The sequence below is a fragment of the Caballeronia cordobensis genome, assembly GCF_001544575.2.
Lineage (GTDB): Bacteria > Pseudomonadota > Gammaproteobacteria > Burkholderiales > Burkholderiaceae > Caballeronia > Caballeronia cordobensis.
The window spans coordinates 21,358-43,258 of the sequence record NZ_FCNY02000036.1 but is presented as its reverse complement, the minus strand read 5'-3'; the positions used below and the strand labels follow the sequence as shown (position 1 = coordinate 43,258).

The window sequence follows — 21,901 nt, the reverse complement described above, 5'->3', positions numbered from 1 at the left end:
TTGTGAGGGCACTCTTTAGGCGAGGGCCGTTCCCGGAGGAGAAAAATGGCCAACGTGCGTGTGACCGCGGGCGGTGACAAAGCTGCTTTCTTTGGTGACTTTCTTTGCAGCAGCAAAGAAAGTTACCCCCGCCCCGGGGAGGGGCAGTGCTAATAGACCGACACGAAATCAGGATTCAAAGACACAAAACAAAAGCAAAAAACACAGTAACCCTAACCATCAAAGAGAACACCATGAACTACGAAGTAATAGTAACCTGCGCAGTAACCGGCGCCGGCGACACCACCGGCAAACACCCCGCAGTCCCCGTAACCCCGAAACAAATAGCCGAAGCAGCAATAGAAGCGGCCCGAGCGGGCGCAACCGTCGCCCACTGCCACGTCCGCGATCCCAAGACAGGCAGAGGCAGCCGCGACCCCGCGCTCTACCGAGAAGTGGTAGACCGCATCCGCTCATCCGACACGGACGTGATCATCAACCTCACCGCAGGCATGGGCGGCGACCTGGAAATCGGTCCGGGCGAAGACCCGATGCGCTTCGGCAAAGGCACCGATCTCGTCGGCGGCCTGACGCGCCTCGCACACGTCGAAGAACTGCTGCCCGAAATCTGCACGCTCGACTGCGGCACGCTCAACTTCGGCGATGGCGACTACATCTACGTCTCCACGCCCGCGCAGTTGAGAGCCGGCGCGAAACGCATCCAGGAACTCGGGGTAAAGCCCGAACTGGAAATCTTCGACACGGGCCATTTGTGGTTCGCGAATCAACTGCTTAAAGAAGGCCTGCTCGATAACCCGCCGCTCTTTCAGCTCTGCATGGGCATTCCGTGGGGCGCGCCGCCCGACACCGGCACGATGAAAGCCATGGTCGACAACCTGCCGCCGGGCGCGCACTGGGCCGGCTTCGGCATCGGCCGCATGCAAATGCCGATGGTCGCGCAAGCGATGCTGCTCGGCGGCCACGTGCGCGTCGGCCTCGAAGACAACCTGTGGCTCGACCGCGGCGTGCACGCGACCAACGGCGCGCTCGTGCAGCGCGCGGTCGAAATCATCGAACGTCTCGGCGCACGCGCACTCACGCCCGCCGAAGGACGCAAGAAGCTCGGCCTGCCGCCGCGCGGCGAACGCCGCCTCGAAAAACGCACGCTCGAACAATTCGCCTGAACTCGAAAGGACATCACGACATGCAAGTCAAGCAATTCGCCGCGCTCGGCGCGGGTGTGATCGGCAGCGGCTGGGTGGCGCGCGCGCTCGGCGCAGGTCTCGACGTCACGGCGTGGGACCCCGCGCCCAACGCTGGCGCGCAACTGCGCGCGAACGTCGCGAATGCGTGGCCCGCGCTCGAACGCGTCGGCCTCGCGAAAGGCGCATCGCAGGACCGACTGCGGATCGTCGCGACCGTCGAGGAATGCGTCGAGCATGCCGATTTCATCCAGGAAAGCGCGCCCGAACGCGAGGAACTGAAGCTCGCGCTGCACGAGCGCGTGAGCCGCGCGGCCAAGCCGGATGCGATCATCGCATCGTCGACGTCGGGCCTTCTGCCGACCGATTTCTACGCGCGCGCCGTGAATCCGCAACGCTGCGTCGTCGGGCATCCGTTCAATCCGGTGTATCTGCTGCCGCTCGTCGAAGTGCTCGGCGGCGAACAGACCTCGGCAGAGGCGATCGATTCCGCGATCGGTTTCTATGCGTCCATCGGCATGCGGCCGTTGCGCGTCAGAAAGGAAGTGCCGGGCTTCATCGCCGACCGTCTGCTCGAAGCGCTGTGGCGCGAGGCGCTGCATCTCGTGAACGACGGCGTCGCCACGACCGGCGAAATCGACGACGCCATTCGCTACGGCGCGGGCATCCGCTGGTCGTTCATGGGCAGCTTCCTTACCTATACCCTGGCGGGCGGCGAGGCCGGCATGCGACACTTCATGCAGCAGTTCGGCCCCGCGCTCGAATTGCCGTGGACCCGGCTCGCCGCGCCAACGCTCACCGACGCGCTCATCGACCGCGTGGTGGACGGCACGTCGAAGCAGACCGACGGGCGCGGCATCAAGGAACTGGAGCGTTATCGCGACGACTGCATCGCGAGCGTGATTGAAGCGATCGCGCAAGCGAAGGCGCGCCACGGCATCGAAGACTGAGGACACGACGATGATCTATCGCGACACGGTCAAACCCGAATGGGTCGACTACAACGGCCACTTGCGCGACGCGTTCTACATGCTGATCTACAGCCTCGCGACCGATGCGTTCATGGACCGCATCGGTCTCGACGACGCCGGCCGCCGCGCGCGAGCACGCACGCTCTACACGCTCGAAGCGCACATCGGCTATCTGCGCGAGATCAAGGAGGGCGCGGCCGTGCGCGTCGAGGTGCGTGTGATCGCGCACGACAAAAAGCGCGTGCATCTCTACATGGAGATGTTCGAGGGCGATGAGGGCAATGAGGGCGAGCCGGTCTCGGCATGCGAGCAGATGATGCTGCACATCGATTCGAGCGGCGCGCCGAAGTCCGCATCGTTCGATGAAGACATCGCCGCGCGCATCGCCGCCGAGCCGCGCGTCGCCGCGAAAGACGCGCGTTACGCGGGCCGCGTGATCGGCTTGCCGGCGCGCGCTTCGACGGCCGCGCCGGCCTGAACGCGCCAGGTCCGCAGCAAGAGCGCGTTGGTCACGACGCTCACGCTCGAAAACGCCATCGCCGCGCCCGCGAACATCGGATCGAGCATGCCGAACGCCGCGAGCGGAATGCCGATCAGGTTGTAGACGAACGCCCAGAAAAGATTCTGCTGAATCTTGCGATACGTGCGCCGCGAAATGTCGATCGCGTCCGCGACGAGCGCCGGGTCGCCGCGCATCAGCGTGATGCCGGCCGCTTCGATCGCCACGTCCGTGCCGCTCGCCATCGCGATGCCGATATCAGCGGCGGCGAGCGCGGGCGCGTCGTTGATGCCGTCGCCGGCCATCGCCACGACGCCCCTGTTTTTCAGGCTGGCGACGACGCGCGCCTTGTCGTCGGGCAGCGTTTGCGCGAACACCAGTTCCGGCGCGATGCCGAGCGCGCGCGCGACGGCCTGCGCGCTGCCCGCGTTGTCGCCGGTGACGAGCGCGCTCGCCACGCCCATGCCCGCAAGCCGTTCGATGGCGGCGCGCGCGGTGGGCTTGACGGTATCGCCGAAGGCAAAAAGCGCGAGCACGCCGGCGTCGAGATCGATCAGCCAGGAAATCGTGTTGCCTTGCGTTTCGAGTTCGTGCGCGCGGGCGGCGAGCGTCGGTGGCACGTCGAAGTGCAATTCCGCGAGCCAGCGCGCGCTGCCGATCGCGATGCGCCGTTCCCCGACCTTCGCCTCCACGCCGCGCCCGGCGACCGCGCGCGCCGCGCTCGCATCGAGCCGCGCGACATCGCTTGCCGCCGAGACGACGGCCTTCGCCAGCGGATGCTCGCTCATGCGCTGCACGGCGGCGGCGAGCGCGAGCGCTGCATCGCGATCCTGACCCGGCGCGGCCTCGAACGCGACGAGACTCGGGCGGCCGGCGGTCAGCGTACCGGTTTTGTCGAACGCGACGATCTTGATGGCGTGCGCCTGCTCCAGCGCCTGCGCGTCCTTGATCAGAATGCCCTGGCGCGCCGCGACGCCGGTGCCCGCCATGATCGCGGTCGGCGTCGCGAGCCCGAGCGCGCAGGGGCACGCGATCACGAGCACCGCGACCGCGTTCAGAAGCGCGCTTTCGGCATCCGCGCCGTGCAGCAGCCAGCCGCCGAGCGTGACGAGCGCGATCGCCAGAATCGCCGGCACGAACACCGCCGACACGCGATCGACGAGCCGCTGGATCGGCGCTTTTTCCGCCTGCGCCGATTCGACCAGCCGGATGATGCGCGCGAGCGTCGTTTCCGCGCCGATCGCCGTGGTTTCGATCGCGATCACGCCTTCGCCGTTGATCGAGCCGCCGGTCGTGCGCGCGCCCGGCTCTTTCGCGACGGGCAGGCTTTCGCCGGTGATCAGCGATTCGTCGATATGCGTGCGGCCCTCGCGCACGATGCCATCGACCGGCACGCGCTCGCCCGGCCGCACGATGGCGATATCGCCGATGCGCACGTCCGCGAGCGCGACTTCGCGTTCGCGCGCCGGGTCGTCGCGGTCGCGCACGCGCGCCTTGTCCGGACGCAGCGCGTTGAGCGCGCGGATCGCGTCGGTGGTCTGCCGCTTCGCGCGCGCTTCGAGCCATTTGCCAAAGCGCACGAGCGTGATGACGACCGCCGACGCCTCGAAGAACAGATGCTCCGTCATGCCGCCGTGCGCGGCCATCTGCCAGACGGACAAGCCCCACGCCGCCGACGTGCCCAGCGCGACAAGCAGATCCATGTTGCCCGCGAACGCCCGCACCGCGCGCCAGCCGCCGACATAAAAGCGCGCGCCGAAGCCGAACTGCACGACGCTCGCGAGCGCGAGCTGGAGCCACGGATTCAGCGCGAGGCCGAACATCGGCGCGAGCAGCGGCAGGGTGACGAGCGCGCAGACGACAACGGCGATCAGCTCGCGGTCGAACGTCTGCGGTTCCACGGAAACAGGCGCTTCGGGCAGGATCGGCGCGGCTTCGTAGCCCGCTTTGGCGACGGCGGCGACGAGCTGATCGTCGGTGACGGCGGCGCTCACGTGCACGGTCGCCTTTTCGGTCGCGAGGTTGACCGCGACGCTTTCGACGCCCGGCACGCGCTTGAGCACTTTCTCGACGCGCGCGACGCACGACGCGCACGTCATGCCGCTGACGGCGAACTCGGCAGTTCTGGGATTTTCGGACGATGTGGCTGTGGACATGGTGAAACGCTCCGGTCTGGCTGGGAACGCGCGAAATGGAAAGTGCGCGAATCCCTCACGAGACCAGTATCGACCTTCCAATGATTGGAAGGTCAAGGGCGGCGTGCATCGTGTCGTGCGATGTCGAAATTCAGTCGCGCGGCGCGCCGTTCATGGCGCCGGCCATTGCGTCGGCGAGGGCGTCGGCCGCGTCGCCGCCGCGCTCGCGCAGGCCTTTCACGGCCCCGGCGCGATCGGCGTCCGCCTTGTTCTGCGAGAGCTTCGCCTTGCCGACGAGCCGCGTCACCTCGATTTCGATGCCGACGATCGCGCTCAACATCTGATCGATGTAATCGCGCGGCGCGTCGCCCATTTTCCACGGCGCGGGCTCTCCCGCTTCCATCTTGCGCGTGAGCCGCGCGACGACGCCACGCACGTACGCTTCGTCGTCGCGAATCACGATGCGGCCATGCGCATGCACGACGAGATAGTTCCAGGTCGGCACCTGACGATGCGCCTCCTGCTTGCTCGGATAGAAATTCGGCGAAATGTAGCCGTGCTCGCCCTGGAAGATCACGAGCACCTCGTCGCCGCGCGCGACTTCGCGCCACACGGGATTCGCCCGCGCGACGTGCGCCCGCAGCGTGCCCTGCGCGCCCGCGGCGGCATCGAACTCGAAAGGCACATGGTTTGCGTCGAGCCCGGCGGGGCCGTGCGTGACGAGCGCGCCGAACGGGTGCGCGGCGATCAGCGCGTGGAGCACTTCCGCGCGGTTTTCTTCGAAATGGGCGGGCAAATACATCGGGCAGACTCGGCGGGGAAATGTTCTGGAATGACAATCGAACACCGATGGTACGCGAGAAGCGCGGGTGGCGCGTCATGCGTGCTTTCGGCGGGCGTTTGGTGCATGCTTCGAAACGCTCCGCTGTTTTATTCGCATCGGTACGTCAATTGCCTTGCCTTTTTCTTGCCTATAGGCAGCGGATAAGTTAAAACCCGAGTTTCGAAAGAGCGCTCGTGGCGCGCCGCGCGGGGCTGGACGCGGCGATCGACGGCAGGCGGGCGCGTCCCCGAAAAAATCGCGAGCCAAGTCGCCCGCGAACTCAAATCGATAGAAGAACCGGATTTCCATTCGAATGAAGAACAACCGACGCTGGACGTTTCCGCATCACGCCGCCCTCTGGATGAGCGTGAGCCTCGCCGGAATCGCGGTCCTCTCCGGCTGTGCGACCAAAGCGCCCGAGCTGAAACCGGCCAGCGCCGGCTGGGTGAAAAACCAGGTCGCGGATGCCTACACGTTCGGCTTTCCGCTCGTCGCCACCGATATCGCGCGCGAGCGGGCGAGCGGCGGGCAGTCCGGCCAGGCGCCGCTCAACACGTTCCGCCACGCGAGCGCGCTGCCGCCGGCCGGCGCGAGCGGCTCGCCGAGCGTCGATACGCTCGATTCCACCGCGTGGCTCGATGTATCGGCTGATCCCGTCGTCGTGTCCTTGCCCGCCGCGCCGCGCGGCCGCTATCTCGACGCGCGCGCGTTCGATGCCTGGACCAACGCGCTCTATTCCAGCGCCGACACGACGCCGTATCCGAAGATGCAACTGATCGCGTTCGTGCCCGCGGGCTGGACCGGCACGCTGCCGCCGAATGCGACGCGCGTGGAGACGCGCACGCGCTACGTATGGCTCTCGGTGCGCGTGCGCGTGAACGGCCCACGCGACGTGCGCGAGGCGCGCAAGCTGCAGACCGCGATGCGCATCGACACGCTCACGCCCGCGAAGGGTTCCGTGTCCGACCCGACACCGGCTGTCGCCGGCGCGTGGCCCCCGAGCGGCGCGAAGCAGCCCGCGGTGCCGCCGCTGTCCGGCGCGCTCGCGGCGGCCACGCCGGGCGCGCAGGCCGAGGCGCTCGATGCGAACGCGTTCTTCGCGCGCCTCGCCCGCTCGCTTGACGACAATCCCGCCGCCACCGACGACGCCCACGCGATGAGCCAGCTCGCCGATCTCGGCGTGAAGCCGGGCGAGCCGGTGCAATTCCGGAAGACCGACGCGCCGCTGCTCGCATCCGGCCTCACCGATGCGCACGAGCGGCTCGCCACGACGCCGCCGAACGCGATCACGAAGAACGGCTGGACCTGGTTCGGCGATGGCGTCGGCGTCTACGGCACGGACTACACGCTGCGCGCCTATCTCGCGCGCCGGCAGGTCGCGACGAGCACGAAGGAAGGCGAGGTGAAGCCTGTCGCGCGCGTGGACGACGAAGGCCACGCGCTCAACGGCGCGAACCAGTACACGCTGCATTTCGCGCCCGACCAGCTTCCGCCGGTGCGCGGCTTCTGGACCATCACCGCCTACACGAAGGACGGCGCGCTCACGGACGCGTCGAAGCTGCCGCGCCTGTCGATCTCGGATCGAGATCGCTTCAGGAAGAATCGCGATGGTTCCATCGACGTGATCGTGTCGGCGAAACCGCCGGGACGCGCGCGCGATGCCAACTGGCTGCCCGCGCCCGAAGGCGAATTCCAGATCGCGATGCGTCTCTACGCACCCAAGCCGCAGGCGAGCGATGGTTCGTGGGCGCCGCCGCCCGTCGAGCGCCAGTAAAGCGATCGAAAGACCGCGATAGAAAGATACGAAGGCCGCGATTTTTTCGCGGCCTTCGTGCTTTTCATGCACCGTTCGGCCAACGTTTGCGCGTCGCATCGTCGTATACTCGAAGCTCATCTTTCCCGGGACGGCGAAGCTCGGGCGGCGCTCATACGGGCGGCTCGTCGCCACGCATCGAATGTCAAGCATCAGCAGGTCTTCTCTCGCCTCCGCCGGTCAAACACTGCGCGGCGTCGTGCACGCGCGCCGCACGCGGCGCATCTTCATCGGCTTGCTGATTGCGATATTGGTCATCGGCGCGCTCGGCTTCTTCGTCGCGCCGCCGGTTATCCGCCATATCGCCGAGCAACAGCTTGCGAAGCTGCTGGACCGGCCCGTGTCGATCCGGCGCATTTCGCTCAATCCCTATACGCTCGATGCCGAAGCCGATGGCGTGCATATCGGCGAGTCGCCCGCGAATCTCGCGAGCGCGCCGGGCAGTGCGGCCGATTTCATCGATGTGTCGCGGCTCGTCGTGCGCACCTCGTGGGCGTCCGTCTTCAGGCTCGCGCCGGTCGTCAACGAACTGAAGATCGATTCGCCGCGCATCAACATCGTGCGCTTCGATGGCGAGCGTTTCAATTTCTCCGATCTCATCGCGAAGTTCGCGAAACCGTCGCCCGCGCCGTCGGAAAAGCCCGCGCGTTTCTCGGTATCGAACATTCGGCTCGAGAACGGCCAGATCACGTTCGATGACAGGCTTCTGAAGGCGAAGCACGTGATCGACCGCTTCGCGCTCGGCATTCCGTTCATCGCAACGCTGCCTTCCGCCACCGATATCTTCGTGACGCCATTGTTACAGGCGCGCATCGACGGCTCGCCGCTCGTCGTGAAGGGGCGCACGAAGCCGTTCTCGGCGTCGCGCGAGTCGGAAGTCGCGCTGTCGCTCGACGGGCTCGACGTGCCGAAGATCGCGTCCTATGCGCCGGCCTCGGTGCCCGTCGCGGTGAAGAGCGGCAAGCTCTCGACGGATCTCAACGTGAGCTTCGCCATTGCCGGCGATACGCCGACGATCCGCATCACGGGCGAAGCCGATCTCGCCGATCTCGCCGTCACCGACAAGGCGGACGCGCCGCTCGTCGCCGCGCGCGCGCTGCACGTGAAGATTGCCGACGCACAGCCGTTGCGCGATATCTGGCATCTCGACGAAGTCACGCTCGCGGGTCCGAACGTGCGCCTCGTGCGCGATTCGGCCGGCGTGCTGAACGTGCAGAAGCTGGCCGGTCCCGAGCCGAAAGCCCAGGAAGCGAAGCCTGCCGCGAAAGAGACGCCGCCCCTGGACCTCGCGATCCGCCATCTCGCGATCAGCGACGGCACGATCGGGCTCGACGATCAATTGCTCAAGTCGCGCGTGCAGGGCGCGCTGACCGGATTCGCCGTGACGCTCGACGGCTTCTCGACGCTGTCGAAGACGCCCGCGCGCTACACACTGAAAACGGCGTTCGACAAAGGCGGCGCGCTCGATGCATCGGGCAACGTGACGCTCGCCGCGAAAACCGCCGATGTGAAACTCGCGCTCGATGCGCTCGCGCTGCCGCCGCTGCAACCGTATCTCGCGAACGTGATGGCCGCGCGCGTGACGAGCGGCACGCTGGGCGCGAAGCTGCCCGTGTCCGTCGACTGGAGCAAGGCCGATGGCGGCGTGCAGGTCGGCGCGGGCGATGTGACGCTCGACGCGCTGACGCTCGTGCCGAATTCGGGCGGCGGCGCGCCGGTCAAGCTGGCGTCGGCGGCGGCGAAGATCGGCAAGGTCGATGTCTCCGCGCGCCAGGCGGCGCTCGACAGCGTGCAACTGCGCGGGCTCGCGCTCGACGCGACGCGCCGCAAGGACGGCAGCATCGATCTCGCCGCGCTCGCGGGGCCGCACGAGGCCGCGCCCGAGCAGACCGCGGCGCACAAGATCCAGAAGGCGCAGGCAGCGGGGCCGGCGTGGCGTTACCGGATCGGCCAGATTTCGCTCGATGGCGCATCGGCCAATATCACCGACGAAACGCCGGCGCGGCCCGTCAAGCTGCGCGTCGCGCCGCTTTCGGTGAACGTGAAGCAATTCAGCGACGACCTGACCAAGCCGCTCGCCGTGGACGGCACGCTTACGCTCAACGGCAAGGGCGCGCTCGCGATCGGCGGCAATGTCACGGTGACGCCGCTCAGGCTCGCGTTGCACGTGAAGGGCGATCAGGTCGATGCCTCCGCGTTCGAGCCGTATTTCGGCGACAAGCTCAACGTCGATGTGCAGAGCGCATATGTGAACGCGAACGGCGACGTCGCGATGTCGGGCAGCGGCAAGACGCTCGCGGCCACCTACAAGGGCGACGTCTCGCTCACCGACGTGCGCATGATCGACAAGCTCACCAACGACCGCTTCGCGGGCTGGAAGCTGCTCGGCCTCACCAATGTGAAGGTGAACTACGGCGAGCGCGGCACCGATGTCGATGCGGCGCGCGTGACCTTCGCGAACTTCTACGGCCGCGTGCTGCTCGATTCGCAGGGCAGGCTGAATCTGAAGGGCGTGGTCGCGGACGAGGGCGGCACGACGCAGCCGGTCACGAAGGAAAAGACGAAAGCCGCGGCGCCCGCGCCCGCTTCCGCGCCGGCGCAGACCGCGGAGAAGTCGGGGCCGCCGCTCAACATGCGTTTCGGGCAGCTCGTCCTGCAAAACGGCCGCGTGAGCTACACCGACAACTTCATCAAGCCGAACTACACGGCCAATCTCGTCGCGATCAACGGCACGATCGGCGCGTTCGGCACGCATTCGACCACGCCCGCGCCCGTGGATGTCACCGCGAAACTGGCGGCGAACGGCCCGGTGTCGATCAAGGGGCAGGTCAATCCGCTGATCGACAAGCCCGCGCTCGATCTCACCGCGAGTGCGCACGGCGTCGAGCTGACGAACCTCACGCCGTATTCGTCGAAATACGCGGGCTATCCGATTACTAAGGGCAAGCTCAACGTCGATCTTCACTACATGCTCGCGGACAACAAGCTCACGGCGAACAATCACCTGTTCATCGATCAGTTGACGTTCGGCGATCGCGTCGACAATCCGACGGCGACGAAGCTCCCGGTGCGGCTCGCGGTGTCGCTGCTGAAGAACTCGCGCGGCGAAATCGACGTGAACATTCCGATTTCCGGCTCGCTCGACAATCCGGAATTTTCGATCGGCGGGCTCGTGTGGCAGGCTATCGTGAACCTCGTGCAGAAGGCGGTGACTGCCCCGTTCACGCTGCTCGCGCATGCGTTCGGCGGCGGCGGCGAGGATTTGAACTACGTCGAATTCGATGCGGGCTCGGCCAGCCTGAACGACGCCGCGCAGAAGAAGCTCGACACCATCGCAAAGGCGCTGGCGGACAAGCCGTCGGTGCGCGTGGACGTGACAGGCCGCGTCGATCCGAAGACGGACGAGCCCGCATTGCGCGCCGCATGGGTGGAGAGCCAGGTCAAGCGCGCGAAGGTGCGCGACATGGCGAACAACGGCGAGAACGTGGACTGGAATGCGATCAAGATATCGGATGCCGACTACGACAAATATTTGACGAAGGTGTACAAGTCGTCGGACTTCAAGAAGCCGACCAATTTCATCGGCATGACGAAGGGGCTGCCCGACGCCGACATGAAGGCCGCGCTGACCAAAAATGCGCCGGTGAATGAAGATGCCCTGCGCGATCTGGCGCAGCGCCGCGCGCAGGCGGTGCAGGAGTATTTCGACGGCAAGATCGACAGCGCGCGCGTTTTCGTCGTCGCGCCGAAGATGAGCGCCGACGATATCAAGGACAAGGGCGCGGGTTCGCGTGTCGAACTGGGATTGAAGTGAGCGGCGTTGGCCGTTTGGACGACTGAATGACCAAGGAAACGAAAATTAATATCGGCGATACCGACAATCCGAAGGAAGACGGGAATCAGCCGATGGGAACACCTTATGAGAAGGACGTGGTGGCGTGGGCCGAAGAACAGGCCGCGCTGCTGCGAGCAGGGAAGCTTGCGTCCATCGATATCGAGCATATCGCAGAGGAAATCGAGGACGTGGGGAAAACGGAATCACGTGAACTGCAAAGCAGGCTGGCGGTGCTGCTGGCACATCTGCTGAAGTGGCAGTTCCAGCAGGAGCGGCGAAGCAGAAGCTGGACGAATACGATCCGCACGCAGCGTAAGGAAGCGTTGTCTGTACTGGATGAGGCGCCGAGCTTGCGGCGACGGTTCGATGACACTAAGTGGGTCGATCTGGTCTGGTCGAGAGCGCGGACTCAGGCCGAAGCGGAAACAGGCATCGATTTCGATGCGTTTCCGGCGACCTGTCCGTGGCCGATGTTTTCGGTGCTGGAGGAGGAGTTTTTGCCTGAGTAGCAGTCAGCGCGCGAGCCACCCGGCTCGCGCCTCAATGCGCCCCCGAAGCCGCCCCACCGCCGCCACCCTTCGCCACCTTCGTAATCCAGATCAGCGGAATGATCAAAATGAAGATCACCGCCGAAATCAGGAAGATATCGTTCAGCCCCATCATCGCGGCTTGCGAATTGACGGTGAAATTGAACATGCCGCGCGCTTGCGCTTCGCTGACATCGAGCGTCGATCGCGACAGGCCGAGCGATTGCAGGAACGCCGGGTTGTAGATGTTCGCCTGCTCGGTCAGCCGTTCATGATGCAACGCGATCCGGTTATCCCACGCATTGCCCGCGAGCGACGTGCCCACCGCGCCGCAGAAGACCCGCGCGAAGTTCGATAAGCCCGCCGCCGCGGGAATCTTCGAAGGCGGCAGGCCCGAGAGCACGATCGCGGTGAGCGGCACGAAGAACATCGCCATCGGGATGCCTTGCAGCAGCGTCGGCAGCACGAGATGCCATGTGTCGATCTCGATCACGTACTTCGAGCGCAGCCAGAACACGAACGCAAAGCCGACGAACGCCATCGTCGCGATGATGCGCGCGTCGCTGCGCGGCAGGACCTTGCCCATCACTGGCGCAAGAATCACCGCGAAAATGCCCAGCGGCGCGGTGACGAGCCCGGCATCGACGGAACGGTAGTTCAAGTACTGCTGCATCCATTGCGGCAACAGCACGAGATTGCCGAAGAACACGCCGTAGGCGACGGAAATGGCTACCGTTCCGCCGAAAAAATTGCGTCCGGCGAAGAGCCGCAAATCGACCACGGGATTCGGGTCCGTCAATCCCCACACGACGAAGAACGCGAATGAGATCGCCGCGACGATCGCCAGCACGACGATCAGCGGCGACGAGAACCAGTCGAGATCGCGTCCCTTGTCGAGCATGATCTGCAGCGACGCGACCCACGAGACTAGCAGCACCAGGCCGACGACGTCGATCGGCGCCTTGCGCGTCGGCGATTCGCGCTCGCGGTAAATGAGCCACGTCACGCCCGCCGCGAACAGGCCCACCGGAATGTTGATGTAGAAGATCCACGACCACGAATAGCTGTCCGTGATCCAGCCGCCGAGCGCGGGACCGGCGATCGGGCCGACGGTCGCGGTCATCGCCCAGAGGGAGAGCGCCATCGACGCCTTCTCTTTCGGATAGGAGCCGAGCAGGATCGCCTGCGACAGCGGAATCAGCGGCCCGGCGACCGCGCCCTGCAGCACGCGCGCGAACAGCAGCACCGGCAGACTGGGCGCGAGCCCGCATAGCCACGACGACAGCACGAACATCAGGATCGCGCCGACGAAAAGGCGGATCTGACCGAGCCGCTGCGTGAGCCAGCCGGTCAGCGGAATCGAGACGGCATTCGACGCCGCGAACACCGTGATGACCCATGTGCCCTCGTTGACGGATACGCCGAGATTGCCGGAGATCGTCGGAATCGCGACATTGGCGATCGACGAATCCAGCACGTTCATGAAGGTCGCGAGCGCCACCGCGAAGGTGGCGAGGACGAGTTGACCGCCTTTGAGCGGCGGCGGGGGTGCGGCGGCGGGCGTGGGCGTCCTCGGCGTGCTCATGCGGATTCCGTGCTCGGGGCCGCTGCATCGCGACTAACGCGCGCGGCCGGTTCAGATCAAACCGCCAGTGTGCCCGTGCTCGTGAAAAGCTGCTTGGCCGAACGGCAGAGGGCATCCTTTCGGCACGCTTCGGAGCGTGTATCTACACGTTGACACATAGACAGTTCGGGCGGTACGATCTCTGTATCTACACGTATCTACGTCATCCGGGGGCAATATGCCAAGACAAGTCTTAAAGCGTTGGGGGAATAGCCTTGCCGTGCGCATTCCTGCGAGCATTGCCAGTGAGCTTTCTTTAGAGGAGGGGCAGGAAGTGCATGTGGAAGTCATCGACGGCTGCGTCAGCGTGCGGCCACATCGGGCGATTCGGCGCTTTTCGCGCGAACGCCTCGTTCAACAATTCCGCGACGGCAGAATCGAACATCACGAGGAGATCGATTTCGGCGCGCCCGCCGGCGACGAGTGGGGCGGCCCGGAAGATCCGACGCGCGAGGACTTGCAATGAAACGCGGCATTCCGGATGCGGGCGACGTCGTGCGTTTGCACGTCGGCCCATCGAAAGGCAACGAGCAGAACGGATATCGCGCGGTGCTGGTTATTTCCGACGTCGTGATGAACGAGATCACCGGCCGTTTCACCGGCTTGCCGATCACCTCGACCATCCGCGGATGGGAAACCGAAGTGCCGGTCAGCAGTCTGGAGCGACCCGGCGTCGCGCTGATCGATCAGATTCGAACGTGGAGTCACGTTCATCGCGAAGTCGCATTTCGCGGCGAGACGGTCACGGACGACGAACTCGATGCCGCGAAATACGCGATCCGCGCTTTCCTGCAATTGTGACGCGCGGCGCGCGCCGGCATTCGAGCCGCCGCGCGCCGTCGACGCGCCTTACTTCGCCGAAATGTCGATGTTCCCGAGATACTTCTTCGCGTACTTGTCGATCGTCCCGTCCGCCTTGACCTTCTCGATCGCCGCGTTGAGCTTGGCCTTGAGCGCATCGTCGCCCTTGCGCACGCCGTAGGCGATGCCGCTGCCGAGAATCTTGTCGTCCCGCACCGGCGCGCCGACGAACGCGTAGCCTTCGCCGTCCGGCTTCGACAGGAAACCGCTTTGTCCCGCCGGCGCGAGCACCAGCGTGCCGTCGAGTCGGCCGGACTTCAGGTCGGCGTAGACCTGGTTCTGGTCCTGATACGGCACGACCTTCACGCCCTCGTTTTCCCAGTGCGCCTTGGCAAACGTCTCCTGAATCGAGCCTTGCAGCACGCCCACGCTCTTGCCCTTGAGCGACGCCGAGGTCGGTTCGAGACCGCTGCCTTTCTTCGCGATCAATTGCGTCGGCACGCGATACACGACCGTCGTGAAGTCGATCGCCTGGCGGCGCTGCTCGGTCGCGTTCATCGCCGAATTGATCGCGTCGAACTTGCGGCCCTGCAGCGCGGGAATCAGCCCGTCGAACGAGGTTTCGACCCATTTGCACTGCATCTTCGCCGCGACGCACACCGCGTTGCCCACGTCGATATCGAGCCCTTGCAGCTCGCCCGTCGACGATTTCGACTCGAACGGCGGATATTGCGCCTCCAGCCCGAAGCGCAAGGTGTCGGCGGCGAGCGCGGCGCCGCTCGCGAACGTGCACGCGACAAGCAATGCACTGGCGATGTGGTTCAGTTTCATCGTGTGGTCTCCAGAAAAGTCGTCAGATCGAGCAAAGGCGGCGCGCGCCTTCGATGAGCGTGTCGTCGTCCTTCGCGAAGGAAAGACGGATCAGGCGGTTGTCGGTGCCGTCGGTATAGAACGCCGACAGCGGGATCGTCGCGACGCGCGCCTCGCGGATCAGGCGCAGCACGAAGTCGCTGTCGCTTTCGTCCGAAATCGCGCTGTAACGCGCAAGCATGAAGAAACTGCCCGCGCTCGGCAACAGTTCGAAGCGCGATTCTTTCAGCGACTCGGCGAGCAAATCGCGTTTGTGCTGATAGAACGGCCCGAGATTCAGGTAACTCGATGCGTCCGCGAGCGCTTCGGCGAACGCCATCTGCATGGGCGTGTCGGCGGAAAAGGTCATGAACTGGTGAACCTTGCGGATCTCCGCCGTCAGCGCGGCGGGCGCGAGGCAGTAGCCGACGCGCCATCCCGTCACGTGATACGACTTGCCGAACGACGACACGATCACGCTGCGCTCCGCCAGTTCGGGATAGCGCGCCATGCCGTGATGCAGCGCGCCGTCGAACACGACGTGCTCGTAGACTTCGTCGGACAGCACGATGATCTTCGTGCCGCGCGTGAGCGCCGTCAGCCGCTGGATGTCGGCGGACGTGAACGCGCTGCCTGTCGGATTGTGCGGCGTGTTGACGAGAATCATGCGCGTGCGCGGCGTGATCGAGGCGGCGACCTCGTCCCAGTCGATGCGGAAATCCTCGGGCGACAGCTTGATCGCGACGGGCGTCGCGCCCTGCAACTGGACGATGGGCGCGTAGCTGTCGAACGACGGCTCGAAGTAGATGACCTCGTCGCCGGGATGCACGAGCGCGCTGATCGTTGCGTACAGGCCCTCGCTCGCGCTCGCCACCACCGTGACTTCCGTGCCCGGATCGTAGGTCGCGCCGTACAGTGTCTGCGTCTTGACGGCGATCGCCTCGCGCAGCGCGAGCACGCCCGACATCGGCGAGTACTGGTTATGTCCTGCCCGCATGGCTCGCTCGACGCCTTCGATGAGCTTCGGGTCGCAGGCGAAGTTCGGCGCACCCTGCGACAGATTGAGCGCGTGATGCTCGTCGGCCAACTGGCCGATGACGGTGAAAATGGTCGTGCCGACTTTCGGCAGCTTCGACTCGGGAATGCAGGCGCTTTGCACGGCGGGGCCTCCGGAATGGCAGTTCGGCGATTGAAAGATGAACCGCCGCCGACGATTCAACCGCAGCCATAAAGTGCGGACAATCGAAACTTTGTCATACTAGCCATGCTTTCAGATCATGGCTATAGCCGCAAACCCGGTCAAAAACCCGATGAAACCACTGCCTTCCCTCGATGTCCTGAAAACGTTCCTGGTCGTGGCGCAGAAACTGAATTTCACGCGCGCCGCCGACGCCCTGAATATCACACAGGGCGCGGTCAGCCGCCAGATCGCGGGGCTGGAGGCGCATCTTGGCTACGCGCTCTTCACGCGGCAGGCGCGCGGGCTCGCGCTCACGCATCAGGGCGCGCTGCTCGTCGCGCCGCTGCAGCAGGCGTTCGCGCAGATCGGCGATGCGCTCGCGAAAGGCGGCGCGCAATCCGGCATTCTGCGCGTGAAGTGCCCGACCTGCGCGATGCGCTGGGTGCTCCCGCGCGTCATCCGGCTGCAGAACGAGCGGCCGGACCTGGTGGTGGAGGTCACCGCATCGGTCTCGCACGGCGTCGAGTTCGGCGCGGAGCAGTTCGACGCGGCCATCGTATTCGGCGCGGCGCCGTCGCTCAAGGGCGTGACGGTGCACCATCTGTTCGACGAAGTGCTGACGCCGGTCTGTGCGCCGGAATTGTGGAAGCCGGGAAAAAGCGTCACGCCGACCCCTGACGACCTCGCGGGCCAAACCCTTCTGCATCCCACGCGCGACCGCCGCGACTGGCTGTTGTGGCTCGGCGCGTACGGCTACGCGGGTCTGCCATCGGCGAAAGCGCAACATTTTGACACACTCGATCTGGCGATTTCCTCGGCGATGCAAGGCCTCGGCGTGACGATCGGCGATGTCTCGCTGATCGAAGACGATCTGCGTGCGAAGCGCGTGATCGCGCCGTTTCCGCTGCGCGTCGCGAGCGGGGCCGCCTACTACCTCGTCTATCCGGAGCGGCCCGCGCCGTCGCAGGCGTTGCAAAATTTTGTGCATTGGCTTGACGGCGAGGCGCGAATTACGCGACAAACCATCTGTGCGCATCACTGACAATCGTCAACTCAGATGCGATACGACCGCCGCGCTTTTTTGACCATCATCATGGTATTTCCCCACGCCTAAGTGAATGCGCGAAAGCGGCGCGAAGGATTTGATCACATAAAATCCGCGCTATCAGAGGCTGCATCGCGCAGCTCATCAACCGACGGAGATGCCTGAGTGCGACTCGGATCCTTCGCCACGCGCGCAATCGTCACGGCTGGATATGCACGGATATGAGATAGAGACACCTGACAATCGCCGTCACGCACCGGAAGATGCCTCCCCGCAGTCCGCGCCCGCCGACGGCCCGATGAAACCGGCACTCGCCCGCGATGCCGCCGTGCAACCCGGCCTGCGCGCGCGGCTCATGCTGTGGCTGCTCGTGCCGCTTGCGTTGTTCGTGACAATGGCGGTCATCACCGGCTACGACAATGCGCGACGTACCGCGGATCGTTTGCAGGACAAACTGTTGCTGTCCTCCGCGCGGATGATCGCGGGAGAGGTGGACTGGAGCGATGGCGCGCCCGTCGCCGACGTTCCGCCCGCCGCGCTGGAAATTTTCGAATCGCCTTATCGCGACAGCGTGTTCTATAAGGTCGAAGCGGGGAACGGGCGTTTGCTCGGCGGGCGGCCCGATCTGCCCGCGCCGCCCGCGCCGCCAACGGAAGCCGACGGGCCCGTGTTCTATCACGCCAGTCTCGCCGACATGCCCGTGCGCGCGGTCGCTTACCGGCGCCTCCTTTACGACGCGGGAAGGAGCGTTCCGGTGACGGTGATCGTCGCCAAGACGGAAGGGTCGCGCTGCGCGATGCTCGATGAGCTCTGGCGTCCGCAACTGGTCGTCGGCTCGCTCATGTTGCTGCTGGTCGCGGTGCTGGTGCCCTTGGGCCTGAGGTTCGAGCTCGAACCGCTGATGAAGCTGAAGGACGAGGTCGCCGGGCGCGAGCCGATGCAGCTCGAACCGATGTGCGCGCAAGGCCTGCCGCGCGAGTTGCAGCCGATCGTCGATGCGATCAACCAGTGCATCGCGCAACTCAAGCTGCACAGCGAGGCGCAGCGGCAGTTCATCGCGGACGCCGCGCATCAGTTGCGCACGCCGCTCGCGCTGCTCGACGCGCAACTCCAGTATGCGCGCCGCGTCGACGAAAACGCCGCCGCCCGGGACGCCGCGCTCGTCGGCGCATGCCGCAGCACGCGCAAGCTGACCGAGATGACCAATCAGCTGCTGATGATGGCGCAGGCGGAGTCGACGCCGCAGCCGGCGCTCACCGAAATGGACCTCGGCGCGGTGCTGGCGTCGGCGCTCGAAGAGAGGCTCGCGGCGGCGCAGCAGCGCAACATCGATCTCGGTGCGGAGATCGGCGACGGACTATGGGTGAAAGGCAATGCGGAGCTATTGATGGCGCTCGTGAGCAACCTCATCGACAACGCAATTCGTTATACGCAGACAGGAGGACGGGTGACAGTAGTCGCGAAACGCGAAGCAGACCGAATCGTGTCACGGGTGATGGACAACGGGCCGGGCATTCCAGACGATATCCGCGAACGCGTCTTCGAGCGCTTCGTGCGCGGTTTTGCATCGACGGAGGGTACGGGCCTCGGCTTGCCGATCGCGAGGGAAATCGCGCGCCGGCATGGCGGCGACGTGCGCCTGGCCACGGGCGTCGATGGTCAGGGAGTGACCGCCACGGTCATATTGCCCGCGTCGCGCGGACAGGGGGCCGGCGATGAAGCTGCTGCTGATCGACGATAACGCCGAACTGTCGGAGTGGCTCGTCAGACTGCTGAAGACCGAAGGCTTCGTGATCGACTACGTTCCAGACGCGGAACGGGCCGAGGTGATGCTCAATCAGCAGGGCTACGACGTCGTGCTGCTCGATATCCGGTTGCCATCGATGAGCGGCAAGGATCTGCTCGTGCGGCTTCGGCGCCGTGGCAAGGACATGCCGGTGCTGATGCTGACCGCGCACGGTTCCGTCGAGGACAAGGTGGATTGCTTCAACGCAGGCGCCGACGACTACGTGGTCAAGCCCGTCGATGCGCGTGAACTGGTCGCGCGCATCAAGGCACTGGTGCGGCGTCAGACCGGTCAGCGCGAACTCGAACTGGCGTGCGGCGATCTTCACTACCGGTTCGACACGCGCGAATTCTTCCTGCACGGCGACATGCTTTCGTTGCGGCGGCGCGAGCACGCCATTCTGGAAGCGCTCATGTTGCGCCAGGGCAAGACGGTGTCGAAGGCGATGCTCGCGGACAGCATATCCAGCCTCGACGACGCGCCGAGCGACGATGCCATCGATATCTATCTTCACCGCTTGCGCAAGCACCTGTCATCCTCGCGCGCGCAGATCATGACCTTGCGCGGCCTGGGCTACGTGTTGCGCACGCGTGTGGAATGAGCACCGCCGCCGTATGGGTAGAAGTACTGAGTCACACGATTGTTCCGTGATAGCGCGATGAAGGGTTCGATTCGATAGCATGGGCTTGTCGGCGTTCATTCGGATGGCTAAACGCCTACGTTTCGACAAAAGAAATTCACGCGGCAATCGATTCGACGGAGGGGGATATGCGCGCGGAGCACACGGCAATCTATATCGGGGACTGGGCCACGTATGTCTTCATCGCCGTACTGGCGAGCGCGGCTTTCGCAATGTTCTGCAGCATGATTTCGATGTACATGGACCTTTGGCGCTTCGACGAAAAGGGCGAGCTCCTGCCGCCGCAATCGATGTTTCCGTTTCTCAGATCGACCTGGTTCATCCATCTGAATACGTGGCTCGCGTTGACGTCCGCGCTCGCGCTCGTCGTTTTGCTCTGAATCAGTGAAGCGCTGATCTCACTCCGGAAAAGAAATGCCGCATTCCAGAAAGAAGAAGTGTGCGAAGAGTAGCCGGCCGCGCGCCGCGAGAGCCTACTGGCTGCCGATGCCGCAAAGCGACGCCGATACCATCATCCTTCAATGCCGTCTCGCGCTGGAGGTCATCCGCAAGGGTGATGCAAGCCAGACGGATGCGCAGTGCATCGCGCATGCCGTTTTGCTCACGCGGCTACTGTCCGAAACGGGCTACGGAAGGCTCGACCCGGATGTCATCCTGGAGGCCGAGGAAGACATGCTGTCGATGCTGGAGGGCGGCGCGCAAACCGGTCAGTGGCGTATTCCGGAGGCGAGTCTGCCGGCGCTGACCGCCATCGTCAACGAGCACGACAGGCAATTGCGCGAGGTGCGTCTTGCGGACGTGATCGCGTGCAACGAGCGCCTCGAAAAATTCATCGCGGAAGCCGTGCGGGCGCAGCAACCGGATGCGGCTTGAGTGGGATAAAAAGGCGCGCCGCCGCGGCGCGCCGTGCATATCGAGCTTTACATGCCGTGCTTGGTCACGACCGATTCCCACTGTCCGTTCTTCACCTGATACAGCGTCGACGAAGCGTTTTTCAGCGCGCCGTTGCTGTCGAACGCGATCGGCCCGGTGATACCGTCGAACTTGTTCGACTTCAGCACCGCCCGGTACACCTTCGGGTCGGTGGAATTGGCCTTCTGCATCGCGTTGATGGCGGCCCACGCGGCGTCGTAGCCGAACGGCGCGTAGGAGAGAATCGCCACGCCGAAGCGCTTCTGGAACTTGTCGCTGAAGGCTTTGCCGTCGGGCAGCTTGTCGAGCGGGCTGCCGTACTCCCATGCCTGCGCGCCTTCGGCGGCGTCGCCGGCGAGCTTGAGGAAATCGGCATCCATCACGCCGCCGCCGCCCACGAATTGCGCGTTCATGCCAAGCTGCTTCATTCGCTTGACGACCGCGGCCGCCTGGCGATCGAGACCGCCGAAGAAGATCAGATCCGCATTCGCCGCCTTGATGCGCGTGAGCTGCGCGCTGAAATCGACGGTCTGGTTGTCGCTGTATTCGCGCGTGACGATCGTGCCGCCTTTGGCTTTCACCGCCTTTTCGAATTCGTCCGCTTCGCCCTGCCCGAAGGCCGTGCGGTCGTCGATGATCGCAATGCGCTTCGCCTTCGTCGTCGTCACCGCATAGACGCCCGCGTTGCCGGCGTTCTGCGCATCGCTCGAAATCACCGTGAAGACGTTTTCCAGACCGCGCGTGGTGATGGTCGGATTGGTCGCGGCGGGATCGATCATCGGGATGCCGGCGGTGTTGTAGATCGGCGAGGCGGGTAGCGTCGTGCCCGAGTTGAAGTGGCCGACGACAACAGCCACGCCGTCGTCGACGAGCTTCTGCGCCGCCTGCACGCCGATGCGCGGATCGGCCTGATCGTCTTGCGCGTAGATTTCGAACTTGGCGGTCTTGCCGCCGATCGCGATCTTTTTCGCGTTGGCTTCGTCGAGCGCGAGTTGCACGCCGTTCTGAAGATCCTTGCCATAGCCCGCATTCGCGCCGGTGAGCGGCGCCGCGAAACCGACTTTCACCGCGAGATCATCGGCGCTCGCCGATAGCGGCATCGCGCCGAGCGACGCCGTGGCGCATGCCACGAGCCACGCCAGAGGTTTGGTACGAACGCGCATGGTTTGCTCTCCTTTTTTGGTTTGCAATCGATTGAAACGCGACCGGTTCCGTGCCGGCAAGACGGGCTTGCCCTCAAACGTCCGACGATGCATGGGGCGAGAACAGCCGCTTCGCGC

At 65.0% G+C, this 21,901-nt stretch carries 19 protein-coding genes; 13 read left to right on the top strand and 6 right to left on the bottom strand.

The annotated features are described in order from the left end of the window. Positions 1 to 233: 233 nt before the first annotated feature. Genes cdhC through AWB70_RS36445 form a run of 3 tightly spaced genes read left to right on the top strand, consistent with a single transcriptional unit; the run spans position 234 to position 2,630 of the window. Positions 234 to 1,163: a 3-dehydrocarnitine:acetyl-CoA trimethylamine transferase CdhC gene (gene cdhC, locus AWB70_RS36455; RefSeq protein ID WP_014251483.1), complete on the top strand. Its 930-nt coding sequence runs from the start codon at positions 234 to 236 to the stop codon at positions 1,161 to 1,163. A gap of 20 nt (positions 1,164 to 1,183) precedes the next feature. Further along, positions 1,184 to 2,131 (top strand): L-carnitine dehydrogenase, encoded by a 948-nt coding sequence (locus AWB70_RS36450; RefSeq protein WP_053569666.1) that lies wholly within the window; start codon positions 1,184 to 1,186, stop codon positions 2,129 to 2,131. Between the two features lie 10 nt (positions 2,132 to 2,141). Further along, on the top strand, positions 2,142 to 2,630 hold the full coding sequence (locus AWB70_RS36445) for a thioesterase family protein (RefSeq protein WP_045455295.1): 489 nt from the start codon (positions 2,142 to 2,144) through the stop codon (positions 2,628 to 2,630). Here AWB70_RS36445 and AWB70_RS36440 read toward each other — a convergent pair. Both AWB70_RS36440 and AWB70_RS36435 read right to left on the bottom strand, forming a co-directional pair. Further along, positions 2,573 to 4,807 (bottom strand): heavy metal translocating P-type ATPase, encoded by a 2,235-nt coding sequence (locus tag AWB70_RS36440; RefSeq protein WP_082378109.1) that lies wholly within the window; start codon positions 4,805 to 4,807, stop codon positions 2,573 to 2,575. The two genes, AWB70_RS36445 and AWB70_RS36440, sit on opposite strands and share 58 nt — an antisense overlap. 130 nt (positions 4,808 to 4,937) lie before the next feature. Further along, on the bottom strand, positions 4,938 to 5,588 hold the full coding sequence (locus tag AWB70_RS36435; protein WP_053569664.1) for an FMN-binding negative transcriptional regulator: 651 nt from the start codon (positions 5,586 to 5,588) through the stop codon (positions 4,938 to 4,940). 334 nt (positions 5,589 to 5,922) lie between these two features. Between AWB70_RS36435 and AWB70_RS36430 the strand changes: the two genes are divergently transcribed. The 3 genes from AWB70_RS36430 to AWB70_RS36420 all read left to right on the top strand — a co-directional run bounded on the left by AWB70_RS36430 (position 5,923) and on the right by AWB70_RS36420 (position 11,766). Next, positions 5,923 to 7,383 carry a DUF1254 domain-containing protein gene (locus tag AWB70_RS36430; RefSeq protein ID WP_014251476.1) on the top strand — a complete coding sequence of 487 codons (1,461 nt, stop codon included), beginning with the start codon at positions 5,923 to 5,925 and terminating at the stop codon, positions 7,381 to 7,383. Between the two features lie 181 nt (positions 7,384 to 7,564). Next, the gene (locus AWB70_RS36425) at positions 7,565 to 11,236 is read left to right on the top strand and encodes a DUF748 domain-containing protein (RefSeq protein WP_053569663.1); all 3,672 of its coding nucleotides are present in this window, start codon (positions 7,565 to 7,567) and stop codon (positions 11,234 to 11,236) included. A gap of 92 nt (positions 11,237 to 11,328) precedes the next feature. Continuing rightward, positions 11,329 to 11,766 (top strand): DUF29 domain-containing protein, encoded by a 438-nt coding sequence (locus AWB70_RS36420; protein ID WP_053569869.1) that lies wholly within the window; start codon positions 11,329 to 11,331, stop codon positions 11,764 to 11,766. Between the two features lie 31 nt (positions 11,767 to 11,797). On the opposite strand, the gene AWB70_RS36415 is transcribed toward AWB70_RS36420, so the two are convergent. Further along, on the bottom strand, positions 11,798 to 13,369 hold the full coding sequence (locus AWB70_RS36415; RefSeq protein ID WP_053569662.1) for a DHA2 family efflux MFS transporter permease subunit: 1,572 nt from the start codon (positions 13,367 to 13,369) through the stop codon (positions 11,798 to 11,800). Positions 13,370 to 13,586: 217 nt separating this feature from the next. Between AWB70_RS36415 and AWB70_RS36410 the strand changes: the two genes are divergently transcribed. Together AWB70_RS36410 and AWB70_RS36405 are read left to right on the top strand one after the other, a co-directional pair. After that, positions 13,587 to 13,874 carry an AbrB/MazE/SpoVT family DNA-binding domain-containing protein gene (locus AWB70_RS36410; protein ID WP_053569661.1) on the top strand — a complete coding sequence of 96 codons (288 nt, stop codon included), beginning with the start codon at positions 13,587 to 13,589 and terminating at the stop codon, positions 13,872 to 13,874. Beyond that, positions 13,871 to 14,209 carry a type II toxin-antitoxin system PemK/MazF family toxin gene (locus AWB70_RS36405; protein WP_053569660.1) on the top strand — a complete coding sequence of 113 codons (339 nt, stop codon included), beginning with the start codon at positions 13,871 to 13,873 and terminating at the stop codon, positions 14,207 to 14,209. Before AWB70_RS36410 ends, AWB70_RS36405 begins: the two co-directional genes overlap by 4 nt. A gap of 48 nt (positions 14,210 to 14,257) precedes the next feature. On the opposite strand, the gene AWB70_RS36400 is transcribed toward AWB70_RS36405, so the two are convergent. Continuing rightward, positions 14,258 to 15,040 carry an ABC transporter substrate-binding protein gene (locus tag AWB70_RS36400; protein ID WP_053569659.1) on the bottom strand — a complete coding sequence of 261 codons (783 nt, stop codon included), beginning with the start codon at positions 15,038 to 15,040 and terminating at the stop codon, positions 14,258 to 14,260. A gap of 22 nt (positions 15,041 to 15,062) precedes the next feature. Then, positions 15,063 to 16,217 carry a methionine aminotransferase gene (locus AWB70_RS36395; protein ID WP_053569658.1) on the bottom strand — a complete coding sequence of 385 codons (1,155 nt, stop codon included), beginning with the start codon at positions 16,215 to 16,217 and terminating at the stop codon, positions 15,063 to 15,065. A 151-nt stretch (positions 16,218 to 16,368) separates the two neighbouring features. Between AWB70_RS36395 and AWB70_RS36390 the strand changes: the two genes are divergently transcribed. The 5 genes from AWB70_RS36390 to AWB70_RS36370 all read left to right on the top strand — a co-directional run bounded on the left by AWB70_RS36390 (position 16,369) and on the right by AWB70_RS36370 (position 20,582). Next, positions 16,369 to 17,280 (top strand): LysR substrate-binding domain-containing protein, encoded by a 912-nt coding sequence (locus AWB70_RS36390; protein ID WP_082378108.1) that lies wholly within the window; start codon positions 16,369 to 16,371, stop codon positions 17,278 to 17,280. 331 nt (positions 17,281 to 17,611) lie between these two features. After that, positions 17,612 to 19,024: a sensor histidine kinase gene (locus AWB70_RS36385; protein ID WP_087086393.1), complete on the top strand. Its 1,413-nt coding sequence runs from the start codon at positions 17,612 to 17,614 to the stop codon at positions 19,022 to 19,024. Then, positions 18,999 to 19,670: a response regulator gene (locus AWB70_RS36380; RefSeq protein ID WP_014251466.1), complete on the top strand. Its 672-nt coding sequence runs from the start codon at positions 18,999 to 19,001 to the stop codon at positions 19,668 to 19,670. Before AWB70_RS36385 ends, AWB70_RS36380 begins: the two co-directional genes overlap by 26 nt. Positions 19,671 to 19,837: 167 nt before the next feature. Next, a complete protein-coding gene (locus AWB70_RS36375) occupies positions 19,838 to 20,089 on the top strand; it encodes a hypothetical protein (protein WP_041731948.1) in 252 nt (83 codons plus the stop codon). A 34-nt stretch (positions 20,090 to 20,123) separates the two neighbouring features. Beyond that, positions 20,124 to 20,582 carry a hypothetical protein gene (locus AWB70_RS36370; RefSeq protein ID WP_053569656.1) on the top strand — a complete coding sequence of 153 codons (459 nt, stop codon included), beginning with the start codon at positions 20,124 to 20,126 and terminating at the stop codon, positions 20,580 to 20,582. Between the two features lie 47 nt (positions 20,583 to 20,629). On the opposite strand, the gene AWB70_RS36365 is transcribed toward AWB70_RS36370, so the two are convergent. Beyond that, entirely contained in the window at positions 20,630 to 21,784 is a 1,155-nt protein-coding gene (locus AWB70_RS36365; RefSeq protein ID WP_014251464.1) for a branched-chain amino acid ABC transporter substrate-binding protein, read from the bottom strand. Positions 21,785 to 21,901: the final 117 nt, after the last annotated feature.

Coding starts and splice junctions, on each gene's coding strand:
- AWB70_RS36400 (WP_053569659.1), bottom strand. CDS start 15,040: ATGAAACTGAACCACATCGCCAGTGCATTGCTTGTCGCGTGCACGTTC.
- AWB70_RS36440 (WP_082378109.1), bottom strand. CDS start 4,807: ATGTCCACAGCCACATCGTCCGAAAATCCCAGAACTGCCGAGTTCGCC.
- AWB70_RS36445 (WP_045455295.1), top strand. CDS start 2,142: ATGATCTATCGCGACACGGTCAAACCCGAATGGGTCGACTACAACGGC.
- AWB70_RS36420 (WP_053569869.1), top strand. CDS start 11,329: ATGGGAACACCTTATGAGAAGGACGTGGTGGCGTGGGCCGAAGAACAG.
- AWB70_RS36375 (WP_041731948.1), top strand. CDS start 19,838: ATGCGCGCGGAGCACACGGCAATCTATATCGGGGACTGGGCCACGTAT.
- cdhC (WP_014251483.1), top strand. CDS start 234: ATGAACTACGAAGTAATAGTAACCTGCGCAGTAACCGGCGCCGGCGAC.
- AWB70_RS36365 (WP_014251464.1), bottom strand. CDS start 21,784: ATGCGCGTTCGTACCAAACCTCTGGCGTGGCTCGTGGCATGCGCCACG.
- AWB70_RS36390 (WP_082378108.1), top strand. CDS start 16,369: ATGAAACCACTGCCTTCCCTCGATGTCCTGAAAACGTTCCTGGTCGTG.
- AWB70_RS36380 (WP_014251466.1), top strand. CDS start 18,999: ATGAAGCTGCTGCTGATCGACGATAACGCCGAACTGTCGGAGTGGCTC.
- AWB70_RS36370 (WP_053569656.1), top strand. CDS start 20,124: ATGCCGCATTCCAGAAAGAAGAAGTGTGCGAAGAGTAGCCGGCCGCGC.
- AWB70_RS36405 (WP_053569660.1), top strand. CDS start 13,871: ATGAAACGCGGCATTCCGGATGCGGGCGACGTCGTGCGTTTGCACGTC.
- AWB70_RS36425 (WP_053569663.1), top strand. CDS start 7,565: ATGTCAAGCATCAGCAGGTCTTCTCTCGCCTCCGCCGGTCAAACACTG.
- AWB70_RS36450 (WP_053569666.1), top strand. CDS start 1,184: ATGCAAGTCAAGCAATTCGCCGCGCTCGGCGCGGGTGTGATCGGCAGC.
- AWB70_RS36410 (WP_053569661.1), top strand. CDS start 13,587: ATGCCAAGACAAGTCTTAAAGCGTTGGGGGAATAGCCTTGCCGTGCGC.
- AWB70_RS36435 (WP_053569664.1), bottom strand. CDS start 5,588: ATGTATTTGCCCGCCCATTTCGAAGAAAACCGCGCGGAAGTGCTCCAC.
- AWB70_RS36415 (WP_053569662.1), bottom strand. CDS start 13,369: ATGAGCACGCCGAGGACGCCCACGCCCGCCGCCGCACCCCCGCCGCCG.
- AWB70_RS36430 (WP_014251476.1), top strand. CDS start 5,923: ATGAAGAACAACCGACGCTGGACGTTTCCGCATCACGCCGCCCTCTGG.